Source organism: Microcoleus sp. MOSTC5 (assembly GCF_036701825.1).
GTDB lineage: Bacteria > Cyanobacteriota > Cyanobacteriia > Cyanobacteriales > Microcoleaceae > Microcoleus > Microcoleus asticus.
Genome location: NZ_JAUBRK010000013.1, coordinates 1 through 17,776, shown reverse-complemented (window position 1 = coordinate 17,776; position 17,776 = coordinate 1). Strand labels below are relative to the sequence as shown.

General features: G+C 43.3%; 19 protein-coding genes. 9 read left to right on the top strand and 10 right to left on the bottom strand.

Going from position 1 to position 17,776, the window contains the following annotated elements:
* The first annotated feature begins 4 nt into the window (after positions 1–4).
* Positions 5–1,348 (top strand): CBASS cGAMP synthase, encoded by a 1,344-nt coding sequence (locus tag QUA54_RS09215; RefSeq protein WP_333414263.1) that lies wholly within the window; start codon positions 5–7, stop codon positions 1,346–1,348.
* Between the two features lie 384 nt (positions 1,349–1,732).
* Here QUA54_RS09215 and QUA54_RS09210 read toward each other — a convergent pair whose 3' ends face one another.
* From QUA54_RS09210 to QUA54_RS09195, 4 genes are all read right to left on the bottom strand, one after another.
* Positions 1,733–2,107 (bottom strand): mCpol domain-containing protein, encoded by a 375-nt coding sequence (locus QUA54_RS09210; protein WP_333414262.1) that lies wholly within the window; start codon positions 2,105–2,107, stop codon positions 1,733–1,735.
* A gap of 10 nt (positions 2,108–2,117) precedes the next feature.
* Positions 2,118–2,789: a Cap15 family cyclic dinucleotide receptor domain-containing protein gene (locus tag QUA54_RS09205; RefSeq protein WP_333414261.1), complete on the bottom strand. Its 672-nt coding sequence runs from the start codon at positions 2,787–2,789 to the stop codon at positions 2,118–2,120.
* 273 nt (positions 2,790–3,062) lie between these two features.
* Positions 3,063–3,362 (bottom strand): hypothetical protein, encoded by a 300-nt coding sequence (locus QUA54_RS09200; RefSeq protein ID WP_333414260.1) that lies wholly within the window; start codon positions 3,360–3,362, stop codon positions 3,063–3,065.
* A 238-nt stretch (positions 3,363–3,600) separates the two neighbouring features.
* On the bottom strand, positions 3,601–3,849 hold the full coding sequence (locus QUA54_RS09195) for a hypothetical protein (RefSeq protein ID WP_333414259.1): 249 nt from the start codon (positions 3,847–3,849) through the stop codon (positions 3,601–3,603).
* Between the two features lie 234 nt (positions 3,850–4,083).
* Between QUA54_RS09195 and QUA54_RS09190 the strand changes: the two genes are divergently transcribed.
* Entirely contained in the window at positions 4,084–4,263 is a 180-nt protein-coding gene (locus QUA54_RS09190; protein ID WP_333414258.1) for a hypothetical protein, read from the top strand.
* Positions 4,264–4,359: 96 nt separating this feature from the next.
* Here QUA54_RS09190 and QUA54_RS09185 read toward each other — a convergent pair whose 3' ends face one another.
* Both QUA54_RS09185 and QUA54_RS09180 read right to left on the bottom strand, forming a co-directional pair.
* A complete protein-coding gene (locus QUA54_RS09185) occupies positions 4,360–5,562 on the bottom strand; it encodes a leucine-rich repeat domain-containing protein (protein WP_333414257.1) in 1,203 nt (400 codons plus the stop codon).
* 421 nt (positions 5,563–5,983) lie between these two features.
* Positions 5,984–6,445, bottom strand: coding sequence for a hypothetical protein (locus QUA54_RS09180; protein WP_333414256.1), 462 nt, complete (start codon positions 6,443–6,445; stop codon positions 5,984–5,986).
* Positions 6,446–6,645: 200 nt separating this feature from the next.
* Here QUA54_RS09180 and QUA54_RS09175 point away from each other — a divergent pair, with 200 nt between their 5' ends.
* A complete protein-coding gene (locus tag QUA54_RS09175; RefSeq protein WP_333414255.1) occupies positions 6,646–7,638 on the top strand; it encodes a DUF4339 domain-containing protein in 993 nt (330 codons plus the stop codon).
* Between the two features lie 490 nt (positions 7,639–8,128).
* Here the strand turns inward: QUA54_RS09175 and QUA54_RS09170 are convergent, their stop codons facing one another.
* The 3 genes from QUA54_RS09170 to QUA54_RS09160 all read right to left on the bottom strand — a co-directional run bounded on the left by QUA54_RS09170 (position 8,129) and on the right by QUA54_RS09160 (position 10,952).
* Positions 8,129–9,730, bottom strand: a complete 1,602-nt coding sequence (locus QUA54_RS09170; RefSeq protein WP_333414254.1) for a leucine-rich repeat domain-containing protein — start codon at positions 9,728–9,730, stop codon at positions 8,129–8,131.
* Between the two features lie 175 nt (positions 9,731–9,905).
* Positions 9,906–10,610: a thermonuclease family protein gene (locus tag QUA54_RS09165; RefSeq protein WP_333414253.1), complete on the bottom strand. Its 705-nt coding sequence runs from the start codon at positions 10,608–10,610 to the stop codon at positions 9,906–9,908.
* Positions 10,611–10,760: 150 nt separating this feature from the next.
* A complete protein-coding gene (locus tag QUA54_RS09160; protein WP_333414252.1) occupies positions 10,761–10,952 on the bottom strand; it encodes a hypothetical protein in 192 nt (63 codons plus the stop codon).
* A gap of 90 nt (positions 10,953–11,042) precedes the next feature.
* On the opposite strand from QUA54_RS09160, the gene QUA54_RS09155 reads away from it, so the two are divergent.
* From QUA54_RS09155 to bla, 4 genes are all read left to right on the top strand, one after another.
* Positions 11,043–11,231, top strand: coding sequence for a hypothetical protein (locus QUA54_RS09155; RefSeq protein ID WP_333414251.1), 189 nt, complete (start codon positions 11,043–11,045; stop codon positions 11,229–11,231).
* 938 nt (positions 11,232–12,169) lie between these two features.
* Positions 12,170–13,666 carry an IS66 family transposase gene (tnpC, locus tag QUA54_RS09150; protein WP_333414250.1) on the top strand — a complete coding sequence of 499 codons (1,497 nt, stop codon included), beginning with the start codon at positions 12,170–12,172 and terminating at the stop codon, positions 13,664–13,666.
* A 157-nt stretch (positions 13,667–13,823) separates the two neighbouring features.
* Positions 13,824–14,918 (top strand): poly(ethylene terephthalate) hydrolase family protein, encoded by a 1,095-nt coding sequence (locus QUA54_RS09145; RefSeq protein WP_333414249.1) that lies wholly within the window; start codon positions 13,824–13,826, stop codon positions 14,916–14,918.
* A 554-nt stretch (positions 14,919–15,472) separates the two neighbouring features.
* Positions 15,473–16,438, top strand: coding sequence for a class A beta-lactamase (bla, locus tag QUA54_RS09140; RefSeq protein WP_333414248.1), 966 nt, complete (start codon positions 15,473–15,475; stop codon positions 16,436–16,438).
* A 284-nt stretch (positions 16,439–16,722) separates the two neighbouring features.
* Here bla and QUA54_RS09135 read toward each other — a convergent pair whose 3' ends face one another.
* A complete protein-coding gene (locus QUA54_RS09135; RefSeq protein WP_333414247.1) occupies positions 16,723–16,950 on the bottom strand; it encodes a hypothetical protein in 228 nt (75 codons plus the stop codon).
* A gap of 71 nt (positions 16,951–17,021) precedes the next feature.
* Here QUA54_RS09135 and QUA54_RS09130 point away from each other — a divergent pair, with 71 nt between their 5' ends.
* Entirely contained in the window at positions 17,022–17,150 is a 129-nt protein-coding gene (locus tag QUA54_RS09130; RefSeq protein WP_333414246.1) for a nucleotide-binding protein, read from the top strand.
* Positions 17,151–17,348: 198 nt separating this feature from the next.
* On the top strand, positions 17,349–17,776 hold a 428-nt coding region (locus QUA54_RS09125; RefSeq protein WP_333414245.1), incomplete at its 3' end, for a hypothetical protein.

Genomic DNA, 17,776 nt, shown 5'->3' with positions numbered 1-17,776 from the left:
CATTATGGGAATTGTCGCATCTTTATTTTTCACCAATGACAGCGAAAAGCAGACACTCCACCGACGTATTATTCCGACCGATGAACAAAGAGAATCTCAACAAAAACGATGGAACGACTTAGCGGAATATCTCAAAGAACAGTTGAGAGAAAACAGTGCTTATCCGATCTATTCTTGGCTGCAAGGCTCTTATAAATTTGCAACCCAGCTCCGGCCTCTTATGCAGAATGAAGAATTTGATATCGACTTGGGGGTTTACTTTCAGTGGTCAGGTCAACCTGAGGATGGTAATTTTACCCCTCTACAGCTCAAGAGAATGGTTCAAGAGAAATTGGAACAATACGCAAAAGAGCAATCAGACATAAAAAAAGTGGCATTGCCTAAAATGCGATGCAATCGTATTCATTACGGTGAAAATTTTCATATTGATGTGCCTGTCTATCATTTAGATAGCTCTCGTGATGCCAGAGCTTTAGCAACGCAAAATGATGACTGGGAAGACAGCGATCCAAAATTGATTTACTTGTGGTTCAAAAAACAGGTACCTAAAGAAACCCGCAGCCAAGTACGGCGTTTAATACGCTACCTTAAAGCTTGGGTAATATTAAATATTAAAGAAGGAGAAGGAAGACCTTCCGCTATTTTATTAACGGTTCTAGTTGCGGAGTCTTACGGAAGACTGAGTAATTCCGAAACTGCTAGTGAAGATGAAGCATTAGCGGGGATATTGAAATTGATTTTGGCGCGACTTAAGGATGATCAAAAAGTGTGTAACCCGGTGAATACTAAAGAGGTTTTGTCGGAGCGATTAGGAGAACAGGGATTTTTAGAATTTATTGACCACCTGCAAAAGTTCGGAGACCTTGCTACAAGAGCTGTAGCAGCAAGTACGGAAGTTGAAGCTGCTGCTCTTTGGAGCAATGTTTACAAGCATTTTTTCCCTTTGCCGGAATCAGAAGTGCGAATGCTTTGCCATTCAAAGCAAGACTCAAAAATCCTTTCAGCCTTTACACCAAATGTTTTTGTGAAAGCAGAACGAAAAAAACATATTTATAACGAAACAAATAAATGGTCGGGTTATAATCAAATCAGTTCAGTTCCTAAAAATTGCTCTATTACATTCACTTTAGTCAATAATGACAAGCTTCCTCCTGGAGCTAGGGTTGAATGGACAGTGAGGAATGAAGGTCATGAGGCAGAAAAAACTAATGATCTTGGTCATGAGGCTGGAATAGGCTCTACAGTCAAGGAAAGCTCAGCTTACAAAGGGTGTCATTATATGGACTGTATCGTTCGTCAACATGGTCACATTATAAGTATGAGACGTATCCCGGTGGGGATTGTATAAAATTAAAATTTTCCTCCGCAAAGCTTTGCCTGCAATCCAGGTTCTGAGAAAAAGGCGACGCATGGCGATGAAAGGTTCATGCTCAGTTTCACCCCCCAAGGAATAGACCTGATTGTAGAGAGTAGGGCGCAATGTAAAACAGTTGGCAAGACGAGTAAGACAAAGGTAAGACACCCTAACCCGACACGGCAAAGTTAACTATAACGGTTTCAGAATAACCCCATATCTTGACCCAATTGATTTCCAGGCTTTTGATTTAAGCCCATATCATTGTGTTTAATTCTTAGACTTTCTAATAAATAGCGAGTGTCACCAAAACTTGCTCTTAGGTATTGGTTGCACACACGAGATTACTATCTTATCTAACTGTATGACGTTCTCATGTTATACATTCTTTATCCATTTAAACTCGTCTTCTAAAATAGCTATACCATTTTTGCCATTAGATTTTGCGTATCTTAATGCCAAGAATGCTTCTCTCAATGTGTTCCCAATTCCGACCGAGAATCTAATGCTAAAACTCAGACCACTGATATATGCCTGCAATAGTTCTATATCTATCTTATCCTTTTTGAATATTATTCCATCTGCTCCACAAAAGATGATGTCAAAACCTCTATCTTTAAGCTGACTTGAAATAGTAGATACGGCTCTATCAACTTCAATATTAACTACTCTGAGTTCAGCCTCATCATTTGTCATGAAACTTTTTTCAATTTTCAAACCAATATCATCACCATCTATATATATATACTGCATTCATTTCCCTCTATTTAGATTCAAATATGCTTTTTGTTTCCTTAAACGTATCTATCTGCTTTTCTGTAATCCTTCTAACAGAAAGTTCGCCTTTGGTTCCATGAGATGTCCAAAATATTCCCTCAAGATAAAGTGTATCATCCCTCTTCTTTAACATTAATTCACTCGTTCCGTTTCTCTGGGATGTGTCTAAAATGTTGTTTTCTTTTTGGGAGTAAACATAAACTACTCCGTATGTATCACTTTTTTCCTCATACTTAACTTCTTCACTATAAGAGTAATTATTGAACTTTTCGGTAAAGGATTTTAAGCTAATAGTCAAAAAGTCTTGTTTAATTCTAATACCTATTTCCCCTTTGGCTTCTTGATTTTTGCTGTCTAATGATTTGTAGCTCCCAAACCAAGTGCCATTAAGATTTACACGAAATATTATCCGCTTGATACCAGGCAGTGTCCAGCCGTATTTAAAGTAAAAGAACCACCACAACGTGAGGATAGTAGGGACATTTAGATGGCTGATCACAACCTCTAGTCCAGAAATAAGGATAGTAGGGACATTTAGATGGCTGATCACAACCTCTAATCCAGAAAAGTTGGTAATAAAGTTCGTGATTATAAAGCTTGCTGAAATGCTAACAATATATGAAGTAATAATTATCGCATTTTGTTCCTTATAGTTCATATAAGCTCCATATTACAAAATAAATTTGCACCTAGTGCTGGTGCTTCCTACCAAATATTGCTAGTTCTCAACCAGCTATTTTTTTACGATGGGTGTGCCACGGAGATACGCTATTTAATGGCTTGAAGTACCAGCTATAGTCTACAAACCCGCAATCGGAACGTTAATCCTATATTATACTACACAAATATAGTATTTCCCCATCCCTGACTTGCAACCGCGAAAGCGAGGTCAGAATACCGTCATATTCTGACCCTGGACTTGCAACTGCTCTCACTGTCCTGCTTCAGGTTTAGGTTCGTTCGGTTTTTTCTCAAAGACTTGGATATTTGGGTCTGATAGCACAAAGCCGTTAGATGTTGATTCGCCCATCTTGCCACCGATAGCAGCCACCCACATGGGATAGTTGGCAGCAGCATCCTCAAGCTTCTTCCATATTTTTGGCTTAACAGTAACGGACACTATCCGATCGTCACAGTCAAGCTGAAATGTTTTCCAGTTGTCTTTGTTAGTTTCTACGTTGGTAGGGAGTTCGTTAATTTTGATGATGAGTTCAAGCTTGCCAATTGTCATAGGTAGTTTCGTTGGTTTAATGCGTTGCTCTTCTGATACTTTGTCAGCCTTGTTATATTTTCCGGCCTAGGGGTGAAAATCGCTACAGCTTTAGCGGGTTATCACATTTCCCCGCCTAAGCCCTGTAACCATTGAAGCAACATCAAAAAACTAACATATCCCAATTTAAAAAGTCGAAAATATACAATTACATTTTTGTACAAACTTAAAGTTTCACCATTTATAAATTCAGTCAATACTAATCATCTTTATCATCGTCTTTATCATCGTCTTTATCATCGTCTTTATCATCGTCTTTATCATCGTCTTTATCATTGTCTTTATCCTTGTCTTTATCAAATTTTTTACTATCAGAAGTCCTATCCGAATTTATTGGACTTGAAGGCTTTAATAATAAAGGTAATACTGCACAAGTGTGACAACTTAACAACAGAAATATAATTGCTGTTGTTTTGCTAAAAACAGACCGATTGTTGTGGATATTCATGTTGAAAAAAAAGATAAATGAATAATCAAACTGAGGATATGGATTTGGTCTGTAGTCAGATCCAATCTCAAGTTTGTAATTGTAAGTGTGACACAAAAAGTTAGACCAAAACCAGGCGTTGCTGATTTATGGTATGAAAGGCTAAATATGCCAGTCATGGAAACCAGTATCCACAAAGCTTGGGGATTTTCAAGTTATTTTTTTCATACCCTGATTAAGCAACGCCAGTAGCAGATGTTCCCTCACCGCATCAGACACAGTGTTATCACGGCGGCACTGGATGCAACAGACGGAAACGTGCGGAAGGTGCAGAAACTCAGTCGGCACAAGAATCTCAACACTTTAATGATCTACGATGACAACCGGGGTCGCGACCAACAGGACGTTACCGAGTTGCTGGATGGGATGTTTTGATTGGGCGATCGACTTTTATAAATTTTTATGTTTGTCTGAAACTATAAGTGTCATAATCTTGTACCTCTAATTTTTTGAACTGTAAATTTTTAGCATTTAATTTTTGGGCCACTTACAGATAGACTCTGGTTTGAGCGGGCAAGTTTTGGGAGCGATTGGATTTCCGCTGAGGCCGAGCCAAGTCAGGTTAGTCAAAGATGCTAGCGGTTTGATGTCGTTGATTTGATTATTATCGAGGAAGAGAGTAGTCAGGTTAGTCAAAGATGCTAGCGGTTTGATGTCCCTGATTTGATTGTTAAGGAGGTCGAGAAGAATTAGGTTAGTCAAAGATGCTAGCAGTTTAATGTCGTTGATTTGATTTTCGCCGAGGCCGAGCCCAGTCAGGTTAGTCAAGGATGCTAGTGGTTTGATGTCGCTGATGTGATTTTTCATGAGCCAGAGCCAATTTAGTTTAGTCAAGGATGCTAACGGTTTGATGTCGCTGATTTGATTTTTGGTGAGCCCCAGTTCAGTCAGTTTAGTCAAAAATTCTAGCGGTTTGATATCGCTGATTTGATTTTCGTCGAGGTCGAGAACAGCCAGGTGAGTCAAGGATGCTAGCGGTTGGATGTCCCTGATTTGATTGTTTTCGAGTTTGAGCCTACTCAGGTGAGTCAAGGATGCTAGGGGTTGGATGTCCTTGATTTGATTGTTGTAGAGGAAGAGATCGGTCAGGTTAGTCAAGGATGATAGCGGTTGGATGTCCTTGATTTGATTGTTGTGGAGGTAGAGCCGAGTCAATGTAGTCAAGGATGCTAGGGGTTTGAGATCGCTAATTTGATTGTTCCAGAGTTCGATCGCAGTCAGTTTAGTCAAAGATGCTAGCGGTTTGATGTCACTGATTTGATTTTTGTAGAGTTTTAGTTCCGTGAGAAGAGAAAGTTTCCGATCGGCCGCCTCGCACTCAGTAGTTCCCGCTTTCTGCAATAGCACCTCAACAGTATGTTTAGCTTCAGGACTCAAATTAGGTTTTTGGCGACACCAATCCGCAAATGTTCTGTTTCCCGATCGCGTTTCTTCAGCCTTCGCTCCAAGTGCATTTCCCGATAATGCTACGATCGCACCTTTTAAAGATTCCGCCGTTGCTTGCTGGGATAGTTGTACTCCTTCTTTGAAAGCTTTGTGGGCAGCCTCCTTACTCTTAGTTTGTGCTGTTTGTACGGTTTTGCCAACGGGCACGGCTGCTGCAACTGGCTGACTTAACTGAACTGAAAGTGCGATCGACATACCAGCCAAAAACCATTGAGCGCGATCGAACATAACCACCCTTTTTGTATTTGCTTCAATCTTAATCAGTAGCTCACTTAGTGTAAAGTCAGGAAGAAGTCAGGGTGATTAACCTCAAGCTTTCTGAGCATCCCGCATCCTTCAATTAACGTGATAATGACTGAAATACCTGCGGTTGTCGGTTCGTCAGTAATGAGAAAGTCTTCTGCTAAATTCTAGGTTTTGAGCTATCGAACGGTTGCCATAACTCACACAATCGCACATCTGGTACTGTCTGGGCTCGGACTGTCATACTCTTGCGGTGCGAGTAACAATTCAACCTCCCAGGCACTGACCTAGAAGGTTGAACAAACCACTTGGGGCTAAAGCTTGAGACAATCTTGTTATCCCTATCAAAACTGCAAACTCATGAAAATTCCATCATGGCCCGCGTGGTTTCCTTAAACCCCTTCAATTATTTTCTAAAGTCTCTGTTTTCTCTAGCTCTATTTGTAAAAGGAACACGATAGGCTGCCAAAACATTTTTAGACAATAATCTAAGAACTTCCCAAGGACAATCTAACAAAGTAACAGGCAGACATTTTTGATATACCCACTCCCAAAAACCAATTGCTTCTCCCTCAACTCCCGCTGTTGCAGTATCAGGCATTTCAACACCATAGCAGCTACAAATTTCTGGCCATTTAGAATAAGGGGCAGATGGATATAATATTTTACCTTCTATAGATGTTGGATAATAAATTTTGCCAGCTAATACACCTTCAGGAAAATACATAACTTCGTCCATAATCATTATGACCCCGTTATCCGGTACATCTTCCATAGTAAATTCAGTGCCATCACTTGTGAAGCGCTTATCTAATTGGTTGTATTTTTTCAGTTTTTTAGACTGTTTGTCAAACCCTTTAAATTTCATAATTTTATTTTTTGTAATTCGACGTGGCGACCGAAAGACCAAGCTGTCTCCGCCCACAGCTTACGGTTGTAAGTTAGTTTTTCGCTAACCCATTGTATCAAAATAGTTCAACCTCCCAGGCGCTGACCTGGAAGGTTGAATTCACCACTTGGGACTAAAGCTTGAGACAATCTTGATATCCCTATCAAAACTGCAAACTCATGAAAATTCCATCATGGCCCGCGTGGTTTCCTCATCCTATCTCATGTTTGAGGACGATCGCACTAACCGTAACCTATGGCAGTACCTCGAATTTTTTAGCGAAGTTAATGCCGATGTCAGGTGGAGGCATTGTTTTTTGGTTACTTGGAAGCTGGGCGGGTTCAGCAGCGTGGATGACTGTTTACCATCATTGTCTTACAGGAATTTCCTTTTGGGCCGCGCCTCGGTATCCTCAATCTTTTCTGGGTCATCAAGAGTTACACCGAAAACTTGCCACTACCAAGCCAGTTAAGGCATGGAACAAACCAAACTGGGACTCTTTGAGAGAAGGAATCAACGCCCTTATTGCTTCCCTAGTAGCAGCAATAATTACTCTAACTTGCCTGGTTTTCCTTTTCTATGCGGCGGCCCCAGAGGGAATTGAAAAAAGCCAAATAGATAACGCCGTAACTTATCAAGTTTTAAATACGGTCGCAGCGCTTATTAGTGCTGCTATGACTGGCGCAAAATTCAACCAACCGATAACCGAGGTATTGTCTCAAGGTTTTGAGCCACTGGTAAATGTTTGGTTTATTGTATTTTGGCTGTGGGTTGCTTCAGTGCTTCTACTTTATCAATACGATCTATGGGCGCGTCGGCGACGGGCAGCCAAGCAAGAAAGGCGCTCGCAGGATTCCACCGCACCTGTTGCAAAGCAAAAAAGGCGATCGCCTGCTGCCACAAACTTACCCGCTCCAAATCCAATCGAACAAGACCTCAACCAACTGAGCGCCGACGCTGGATCAACTCGAATGCGACCTGCGAGACTAGCAGCCCCCGAAGTTGCTAACTGGTACGTGTTCCGCTCTGGTAAAGCCGAGGGGCCGTACACCGCATTGCAACTCTGGGAAATTCAGAAAATTACGGCTCGCACAAAAGTTAGGCGAGGAGAGGGTGACTGGCAACGCGCTGGTGAAGTTTCAGAACTAACCAAATATCTTACACAACAATAGATAGACCTTGATTTCCAAGTAGAACACATTAGAAATTTGAAAGCATCCTGAGTGAAGGAGTTCCGATCGCACTTCTGCCAGAATCGCAACCCGTGCCAGCACTCAGCACCTAATTCTACAATTTTTGCCCTGACAGGGCGGGTATACCACTATTTCCCGTCTAAAAAAGGTTTAGAGTGCTTTTAGGTTTTGTTCTAATTGTCCGGCGATCCTAGTCGGTCTTGTTCTAATCCCTACCAAAAAAAGCGTTCGGTGCAGGGTGAGGTACTTGAGTTTGTAGGGGGAGGTTAGGCGGGGAAACGCTTATGTCCTGATGGCTATAAGGGTTTCAAATTCTAGATGAAGAAATTGATTTTCCTGAGCTATTTGCAACGATCGCAGACTCTCTCACCCTTGAGACACCTTAGAGAGTCTGCACTTAACCTACCTTCATACCAATATATTTTGGGAGATTTCCCAACTTAGTTATCCAAAGTGGGGCAAATCGTGCCTACTCTTTTTCCCACGCTTCGTTGAACCCTTCTAGACTTTCCATAAGGTAAGGGTGAAGGTACTCACCCTTTCGCCAATTAAACTGAGCCTTAAGTGACTCTGGGGGAATAATTTTCTGGCTAAAGAAATCCTGTGTACTCAATGATACAAGCTTAATCGGCTCTAGGATGTGAGTAATTAGATTGTTATCGAAGTCAGCCTCGATCAGATTGGACAGTTGGCTGAGTGCCTTTGGAATTTCAGTTATCTGATTGTTATTGAGGTAAAGCTTTCTCAGATTGGACAGTTGCCCTATTGCCTCTGGGATTTTGGTTATCTGATTTTCACTAAGGTCAAGCCATCTCAGATTCGACAATTGCGCGAAAACCTCTGGGATTTTAGTTATCTGATTCTCATTGAGGTAAAGCTGTGTCAGATTCGATAGTTGTCCGAGTTCCTCTGGGATGGAGCCAATCTCATTCTTACTGAGGTCAAGCGATCTCACCTTGGACAGTTGCCCGAATTCCGCTGGAATGGAGGTAATCTGATTGTTACGGAAGTAAAGATGTGTCAGATTCAACAGTTGCCCGATGGTTTCTGGGATAGAGGTAATCTGATTGTTGCGGAGGTCAAGCAGTGTCAGATTGGACAGTTGCCCTATAGTCTCTGGGATGGAGGTAATTTGATTGTTGCGGAGGTCAAGCACTGTCAGATTGGACAGTTGCCCTATAGTCTCTGGGATGGAGGTAATTTGATTGCTGTCGAGGTAAAGGAGTGTCAGATTGGACAATTGCCCTATCTTCTGGGAGATGGAGGTAATCTGATTGTTATAGAGGTAAAGCCCTGTCAGATTCGTCAGTTGCCCGATCTCCTCTGGGATGGAGGTAATCTGGTTGTTACCGAGGCAAAGCCGTGTCAGATTGGACAGTTGCCCGATCGCTTCAGGAATTTTTGTAATCTTATTGCTACCGAGGTAAAGCTTTGTCAGATTGGATAGTTGCCCAACAGCCTCTGAGATTTTTATTATCTGATTCCAACTAAGGTCAAGCCCTGTCAGATTGACCAGGTGCTTGATTGCCTCTGGGATTTCGGTAATCTGATTGATATGGAGGTCAAGCAGTGTCAGATGTGACAGTTGCCCGATGGTTTCTGGGATGAAGGTAATCTGATTTTTATTGAGGTAAAGCTTTGTCAGATTGGATAGTTCCCCGAGTGTCTCTGGAATTTTAGTTATCTTATTGTCACCGAGGTAAAGCAGTTTCAGATGTGACAGTTGCCCTATTGCTTCTGGAATTTTGGTTATCTTATTGTTACCGAGGTGAAGCTTTGTTAGATTGGATAGTTGTCCGATCGTCTCTGGGATTTCGGTTATCTCATGGTCACTAAGCTTAAGTATTTTTAAGTTAGTTAATTTAAGAACAGCATCAGGAAACTTAGTTATCCAATATCTCCTTGCTTCAAACTTGTTTGGCTGGTATGCCGCGAATACTAACGTCTCAAGCTGCGTACATTTACTAATTTCCGGCGGCAATTCCTCTAAGTCTAATCCCGACAAATCCAGTTTCGTCAAATTATTCTGGGCTACCCTGTCAATTCGTCGCATTGCTTCCTCTTGCTTCATCTCTTTTGTCTCTCGGTAGAATTCTTTTTATTGTGACAATAATTTTTGTTTGATGGAGAAAGCCAGCAAAAATTAGGAGACGGCAGTATCCTGAGCGAGTCGTACCAGGTTCAAGCCCTAGACTGGGAAAATTGAGTATCCCCGCCTATCCATTTATAGGAATGGCAGGTTTCCTTTATCTCTCGCAACCTATGCCGTCCTTATCTCTATCAAACCCATGTGGATCTGGCTGTAGTACGCGAAAGCGACGGTGAGGAATGTCGCCGCAATTTAAATCAGGTGGTGCGGGGGGGATACACACGTCGGGGTAACTCGGGTCACAATTAGTTTGTTGATTGGGTACAGGTCTTTGTGGAGTTGGTGCAGATTTTTGGGGGGCAGCAGCGGGCTTTACTCCACACTGATTTTTTCTATAATCCCACGGAGGGCAAGGATTAGTTTGACTCCATAGCCCAAGACGTTGCTGCTGAGCCGAACTCTGAGCTTGCCGCAATTGTTGAGCGCTGGTGCGACAGTTGCTGATGTACTCCTCGTAGACCCACGCTTGCCCTTCTTTCAGCAATTGCAGATTAATATTTCTGTCACTGAACACGACTCCAACCGTGCGCCCGTACTGGTCTTTGTCTACGGGAAGAACTTTTACTGATGTACCTCTTGGAAGAAGCGCACTAAGACGATCCGCTGCCTCTTTTCCTCCCGGTTGATTTCTTTCAGGCGTGTCAATGCAAGCCAACCTGACGGTTATGTTTTGTCCGTTGGCGTTGCGGATCGTGAGAGTGTCGCCGTCTCCGATGCTAAGCACTTGGGCATTAATAACTTGAGTGTTTGGCAATTGGGAAACTTGAGCCGTAATTGCTGGGACGATCGGTGCAGTGAACATCAATTACTAGACTCCGTTTAGTGTTTGCTAGGTGCTCAATTGCTGTAATTGCTGCGGTGCTTCGGGCTTCGGGCGATCGAGTTCTCCCGTTTTTTACTGCCCAACACTTCGCATTTACTACGGCTTAAGCCAACTCAAAAGTCTGAATATTTACGTATTTTTGTTTGTAGTATATTGTCGGATTAATCCCCAACCGCGAATCGTAAAAAATCCTGAAGCAATGCGGATGTCTTGACGGGCTGCTTTCAAACAATACCTAATATATTCCAGAGCTTTGCGGCTGCTAAACCAACTCTGTCTCTCAAATGCCGGGTTGTTAGATTGATTGGGAGGAATATTCATTGGCAAAACTAAAGTAATTATGAAGCTTTTTGCTACAAAATCAGTTTCTAAAGAATATAATTCTTCTTTCTTGACACTTATCTGAGTTTAATGCCTACTCAAGTTGCTCTGCTGGTTTATGGCGATCGCACCACGTCTCCCCAGCGCGGACAGGTTCGCCGCAAGCAGGGCAATGGTTTGGGAATTCGGCGGTGTCTGGAAGCTCTCCAGTGCCACCGCAAACGGGGCATTCCACATCATATTGCTGGTGGACACCCGGAACAGCGCGGACGTGAATGATTGTGAGTCCCTTGCACCCTGGACATTCCATGTCAATCTGCTTGACCTTGATAGCTTTGGTAAATTGAATCGAAGCAAAAACATTACAACGACAGGAGCTATGTACTGCTGTTCTTGCTAAATGGGAGCGCTTGCCCAAATTCAACGATAATAAACTTTGCTCGCTTTCGTTCCATTATGAGCGATCGTTGGCGACTCAAGGGGAATAGCCAAGATGCCAGCTTGCAAGTCGCTTCGCTCCTACGCCAAGGATATTTTCTACATTTGGCTTCTGCTTTGGAGCATTAGGCGCAACCAAATACTACTCATCTTCTAGTTGCATTCATCAAGTCCTTGATTAACAGATTCTATGCGACGCTCTCATCTCCTTTAACCGATGGTAGCTGGGAATTGGACTGAATAAAGTCATTCAACGGATTTAGCATATAGCAGACGGAGGATCTGACGCCTGATTTATCAGTATCAGCCATCTAACTTCTCACCTGGCTAGGAATTGCTACAGTCAACAGAGCACTTTAGCGAACTCATGCAATATGAACGATATTTCGTATCTAACTAAAGTTAAAGTTAAGTTTACACCTTTAGGTAGATTTTACTCGATTGGTCTGGATCGTACATTTAAGGCAGTGTTTCTAGACTAGCAGCACAAAACAAGCCACAAAAGCTGTAAATCGCTAAGATTTTAAACGGCTAAAACTCCAAAACTCTTGGAAAGATAGCTTGGTACTCCTAAGAGCCACCTCTCATCCAGCTTACATAGTTCCTGAGTCCTTACTTACCAGCCGTCGCCGACTTGCGTTCTTGTTTGATGTAACTGCTCACCGCAACTGCGTTGCGGTATTGCAAATGGTGAGGTTTGAGCCTAGATAAATTCAAACAGGGAGTAAGCCAAACCAGGGATAGAGGCAAAGAGGAGAAAATAGAGTATAGTAGCTTCTATGCTCAACACAGCCACACTCTTCAGCCAACCAGTAGAGATAGCCATTGCAGTAGAAAAAATGGCGCACACAGTCTTGTGTTTGGGAGAATGGCTACTCAAGCAACAGCAGCAGCTTCAACAGCAACAACGAAAACTGACCGAAAAACAGCAGCTTATAGAAGAGCAGCAACAGGAGATTGAACAGTTAAAAGAAGCGTTAGATCAGCTAAAAAACCGCGACTCATCAAATAGTTCCATTCCTCCCTCAGCAGACCAACTCAAAAAGCCGAGCGACAAAAGCAAGCGAAAAAAAGGGTTTAAACGCGGTCCAAAATACGACCACCCAGGAAAGACTCGCAATGGATTTGGTCAGGCTGACCAAATCATCGAGCTAGAACTAGAAACTTGTCCGATGTGTCAAGCAGCAGTAGAACCAGTTACAGCCTCCGCCCGGAAAGTGCAACAAGTAGCAGAGTTGGTAGACCAACCTGTAGAAATCAGGGAATACCGCCGTCGGTTATGCCAGTGTGCCGATTGTGGTTGGTCAGGATACTCTCAGCTACCACCAGGCGTAATCGAAGGATTTAGCTACGGTGGTAGATTGTGTAGCGTAGTTGGTTGGCTGGGGTATGGTGGTAACTTACCCTGGAGAAAACAAGAATATTTCGTGGAACACGTCTTGGGAGTTCCTATTTCTCAAGGTTCTCTCGCCAAAATGCAGCGCTACTTCAAAGTATGCTTGCAGCCAATTTATCAGCAGTGGCTTACCTACGTGCAACAACCAGGAGTGCGTTGTGTTGATGAAACCACTTACTGCATTGATGGCATCAAATATTGGTTATGGGTAGCTACCAGTGATAAGGTTTGTGTACTCCTATTAGCTCCCACTCGCAGTAGTGCCGAACTCAAGCAGTTATTAGGAGAAAACTTTGAAGGTATTCTCAGTAGCGATTGTTTTAGTGCTTACAACCCTCAGTCAGCAGCAGCCAAACAGAAATGTTTGACCCACCTGGAACGGGACTTAGAAGCGCTCACGCTCAGTCGTTTTGAGGGTAATCGGCTGTTAGCAGAAGCAGTGGGTGAGATTTTAACCACTGCTAGAACTCTGTATCGGGAGTATCATGCTGGTCAATTGAGTCGAGAAGTGATGGCGGCAGAACGTCTTTTACTCGAAGCCAAATTGCTTGCTGTTTTGACTAATCCACCTATTAAAGGTTGGCCTGCCGATGCTCAACGATTAGCCAACCGGATTCAACGTCATTGGACGGAGTGGTTCACTTTTTTAGATTATCCAGAAGTTAAACCGGATAATAATGATGCCGAGCGAGCTTTGCGTCCAGTTGTAGTACATCGGAAGGTGAGTGGTGGTGCGCGTAGTGATTGGGGCGCTCAGTTAGTGGCTCAAATGTTTAGTTTTTTGGAAACAGTACGATTACAAGGACAAGAAGCCATCGCTCAACTTTATCAGTTGCTTTGTTTGGCGGGTCGCAGTCCTCCGGGTTTACAGTTTTACTGAACTATTTGTTAATTTCAGGCTGGTAATTCCACCTCTTTTCATCCAGCCTTGATTGGGGCTGCTCTCAAATTTTGCCTCTCTTGGCGATACCGCAACGATAGTTGCGGTGAGCAGTTACTGTTTGATAGCTTATGTACGCCCTCTTAAACTAAAATTAATGCTCAATTATAAACGTTATTTATTATCTACCAAAAACTTATCAATTGTTTGGATAATAGCTGCCTTTATTGTGGTATTTGGTGGGAAAACCTCCGCCGCAACTATCGATTATTCACCGCCATTTAAAGAAACCAGCTTTTACAGTACAACGATATCTGCTAATAACGATTTAGCCGACATTTATTATCCTAAATTATCTGATATTAATTCGGGTAATTACTCTTTCCCCATTGTACTTTTATTGCAAGGTGCGCTTGTAGATAAATCCTTTTATTCAGATTACGCTAGCCAGGTGGCGCGGTACGGCTTTGTCGTAGTCGTTCCGAACCATTTTCGCCCTTTGCCCATCAATCCCAACTCACCGCCTAGCTTGCTGGCAGAAACTTCGCAAATTGGGGCGGTTTTGTCTCAAATGGCGATCGAAAAGACAAAGACCACCTCTCCGATTTCGTCTGTTGTCGATACACAGCGCCTTGGTTTATTGGGTCATTCTTTCGGTGGTGCAGTGGGGCTATCAGTGATTGGTAATAAATGCCTCCCAGAATTGTATTTGTGTCAAGAGCCATTTACGCGCCCAAAAGAACTATTAGCAGGTGCATTTTTTGGAGCCAACTTACGCAATCCGATTTCAAATGAATTTGTCCCTATCGCTAATGATGGCATTGCCGTGGCGTTGATTCAAGGCGATATCGATGGTGTCGCCCTTCCAGATCGATCTCAAAGCACCTTTGACCAAATTCAAACACCACCCAAAACTTTGATTGCTGTTACGGGCGCAAATCATTTCGGCATTACCAATGTTAATAACCCTGCTGGTGCGAACCCCGACCTCAATACTGCTACATTAACTCGATCCGTTGGGATTGAAACGAGCGCCCGTTGGAGCGCCCTGTTTTTGCGTGCAAATATGCTGAAAGATCGAGCTGCATTTGATTATATTTACTCTCAAGGTGATGGCCTCGATCCGAATGTCAGCGTCACCAGCGTTGCAGTTCCAGAACCATCTTCTATGGCAGGATTGGCAATGTTTGGTATTGTAGGACTTGGTGATCGTTGGAGAAAACGGAAAGCTACTCTGGCGGGTAGTAAATAGCTACGGAGATGACTAAAATTTCGTGTTATTAAAGTCAGGACATTCCTTTGGGGGTAGTGCTGCACAGTCAGGATACTATGACTGGTTTCAACAAGTTAAGGATGCGTTGTAATTATGAGTAAGATACCAGATAGCCCCAATATAATTAGATATTTTTTGAGAAAACCAGAGAACTTTCTCCCTAACATGGATATTCCTTGTCGCATTGTATTATAAAATCTTTCTATATAATTTGTTAAGACACTATTTTTGGCTAGGTTTTTGTGTATTTGGGTCGGAACAATTGTCGAGTAGACCTGTCAGAAATTTGTGTAACGAGCCAGCACATTGACTCTGGAACAGATGGTAAAGAATTCCATAATTCTTTAGCTCCCAACTCATCTCTGCTGCCAATATATACCCCAACAATTTCTTTGGTCAAACCATCTCTAGCCACCCAATCCACTGTTTATTACCTTTCGAGCCTACAAATGACCCGCTCTCATAACATTGAAGTTTTAATTTACCCTTTTTATATCCTTAATACGGCTTAACCCTAACCGAAAACTATTGACATGATTCCAACAATTAAAAAAGCTTGGCTTTACACATTTTGCTTGTTTTTACTGACTCTTGGTTGCACCAGCGTTAACTCCAGTAATAGAGAAGACACCCCCAACAACGAGACAAGTGCACCGAGCGGTATCACAATATCCAACGCCGAGCGCACAAACGAATTACGCGATCGGATCGAACAAATTTCTCAAGCAGCTCTAGGGCGTGTTGGAGTGAAAGCCACAGTTCTAGAAACCGGAGAGTCAGTGACTCTGAATGGAAATCAGCAATTTCCGATGCAAAGCGTTTACAAGTTTCCTATTGCAATGGCCCTTCTGGCTCAAGTAGACCGAGGAAAACTGAAGCTAGACCAGAAAATTCGTGTAGAAGCCAGCGATATCCTCCAGGGTAGTCGGATTCTCGACGATTCATCGCAGGGAATGGAATTCAGTCTGGCTGAACTATTAAAGTACATGGTTTCTGAAAGTGACGGTACGTCTTGTGATGTGCTCTTAAAACTCCTTGGTGAACCAAGGGTTGTCACTGAGTATTTGCGCGGTCTTGGCGTAAACGATATCGTTGTTGCTCACACGGAGAAGGAGCTGGCGCAAGGCACAGCAGTGAAGTACCGCAACTATGCAACACCTGATGCTGCCGTCGTTTTGTTGCGCACCTTTCACGAGGGAAAAGGGCTTTCAAAATCCAGTCAAGCTTTACTGCTGCAATTGATGACAGAAACAACTACAGGCCCAAAGCGCATTAAAGGACTGTTGCCTGATGGGACGGTTGTAGCCCACAAAACGGGTACTTCGTCTACTGTAAATGGAGTGACGCCTGCAACCAATGATGTTGGACTTGTGACGCTCCCGAACGGACGGCATATGGCGATCTCTGTTTTTGTTTCAGACTCTAGGGCAAACGATGCGGTACGCGAGGAAGTCATCGCAAAAGTGGCGAAGGCAGCATGGGACGAATGGAGCAAATAATTGCTGAAGGCGAAGGTGTTAAAGATCGATCGCTCTCTTTTATAGTGGAACTCATAAAAAACTTTTATGATTTCTAAACCTTTGATGCCACTAGACGTTGAGCACATTTTTAGTCACCAATGCCCTTCTACACAAAGTAACGCATTCTCTTTGCTCTGGTTTGTAAGGTTTCTCTGATAGGGCGGACGGTTAGCGTGCTAGCCACTATGCCGCCAGCCCGCTACGAGATTCCGAAGGTTTGGAGAAGTTTTCCGCTACCTTGATGCGGGTTAGGACGATCGTCCCTACCCCTCAACCTCCTTAAGCCCATCCTCCAACAACATCCTCACAATATCCACTTTCTTGCGCCCTGTCCTGGCTGCCAACATCGACAGTTTGCGGTGCAGAGATTCGGACATATCCACGGTAAATCTGACCGTGGCTTCTTTATCGGGTGCTTGAAGTCGGTGAGTCAGGCTACTTTCCTTGGATTGAACGGGATGAGTAATGAGCAAATTTAAACATTCAAACATTCAGTTGTCTAGACGTTCAGATGTTTAAAGTGTAAAATAAGGCTGATGAACTCAAAATTAAACCTACGATCGTGACAGTCGCCTCATTCAAGGGCGGAGTCGAAAAGACTACCACAGCGCTGCATTTGGCGGCTTACTTGCAAAGCAAAGCGCCCGCTTTGTTGGTAGACAGCGACCTCAACCGCAGTGCGTTGGATTGAGCAGCGCGGGGTTCCTTGCCGTTCAAAGTAGTAGATATGACGGATGACAACCCCGTTAAAACCCATACTAAGAATTGATTGTGCTATAGTAGCACACACAGGCATACTTTAGAAAAAATAGCGTCGCTTACAGTATGCCTTTAAAGCACAGTAAGGGCATACTCCGGTCTGCATCTTTTCCATCCCGAACCAGAGCCAATGGCAACCAAGAACATCAGAATTGTGGGCTATTTGCCACCCTACTACCACCAAAAGTTGCGCGACTACATGGTAGAGCAGTATCTAACGGAAAGTGCCGCGCTCGCCAAAATCATCAAGCAATTCTTTGAAGCAGTCCCAGCGCTTTCGGCCGAAACGGTAGCTTCCGAAACCAGGGAAACTTTCGCCCAACTGCGATCTGAAATTGCCGATTTACATGGGCGAGTCGCAGCTTTGGAAACAGCAGAAATTCAACGCCAATTCAATAAAACTTCTCCCAAAAACTTTGGAGCAGAACAGCCCCAAATAACACTGCGCCCCCTGAAAGCTGCTGACCTAGCAAAACGGTTAGGAGTAAGTGCCGAAACTATTGAAACTGCTGCTGCTAAAGGCAGCAGTTCCTTTGTTGAATGGAGCAAACGGCGAGA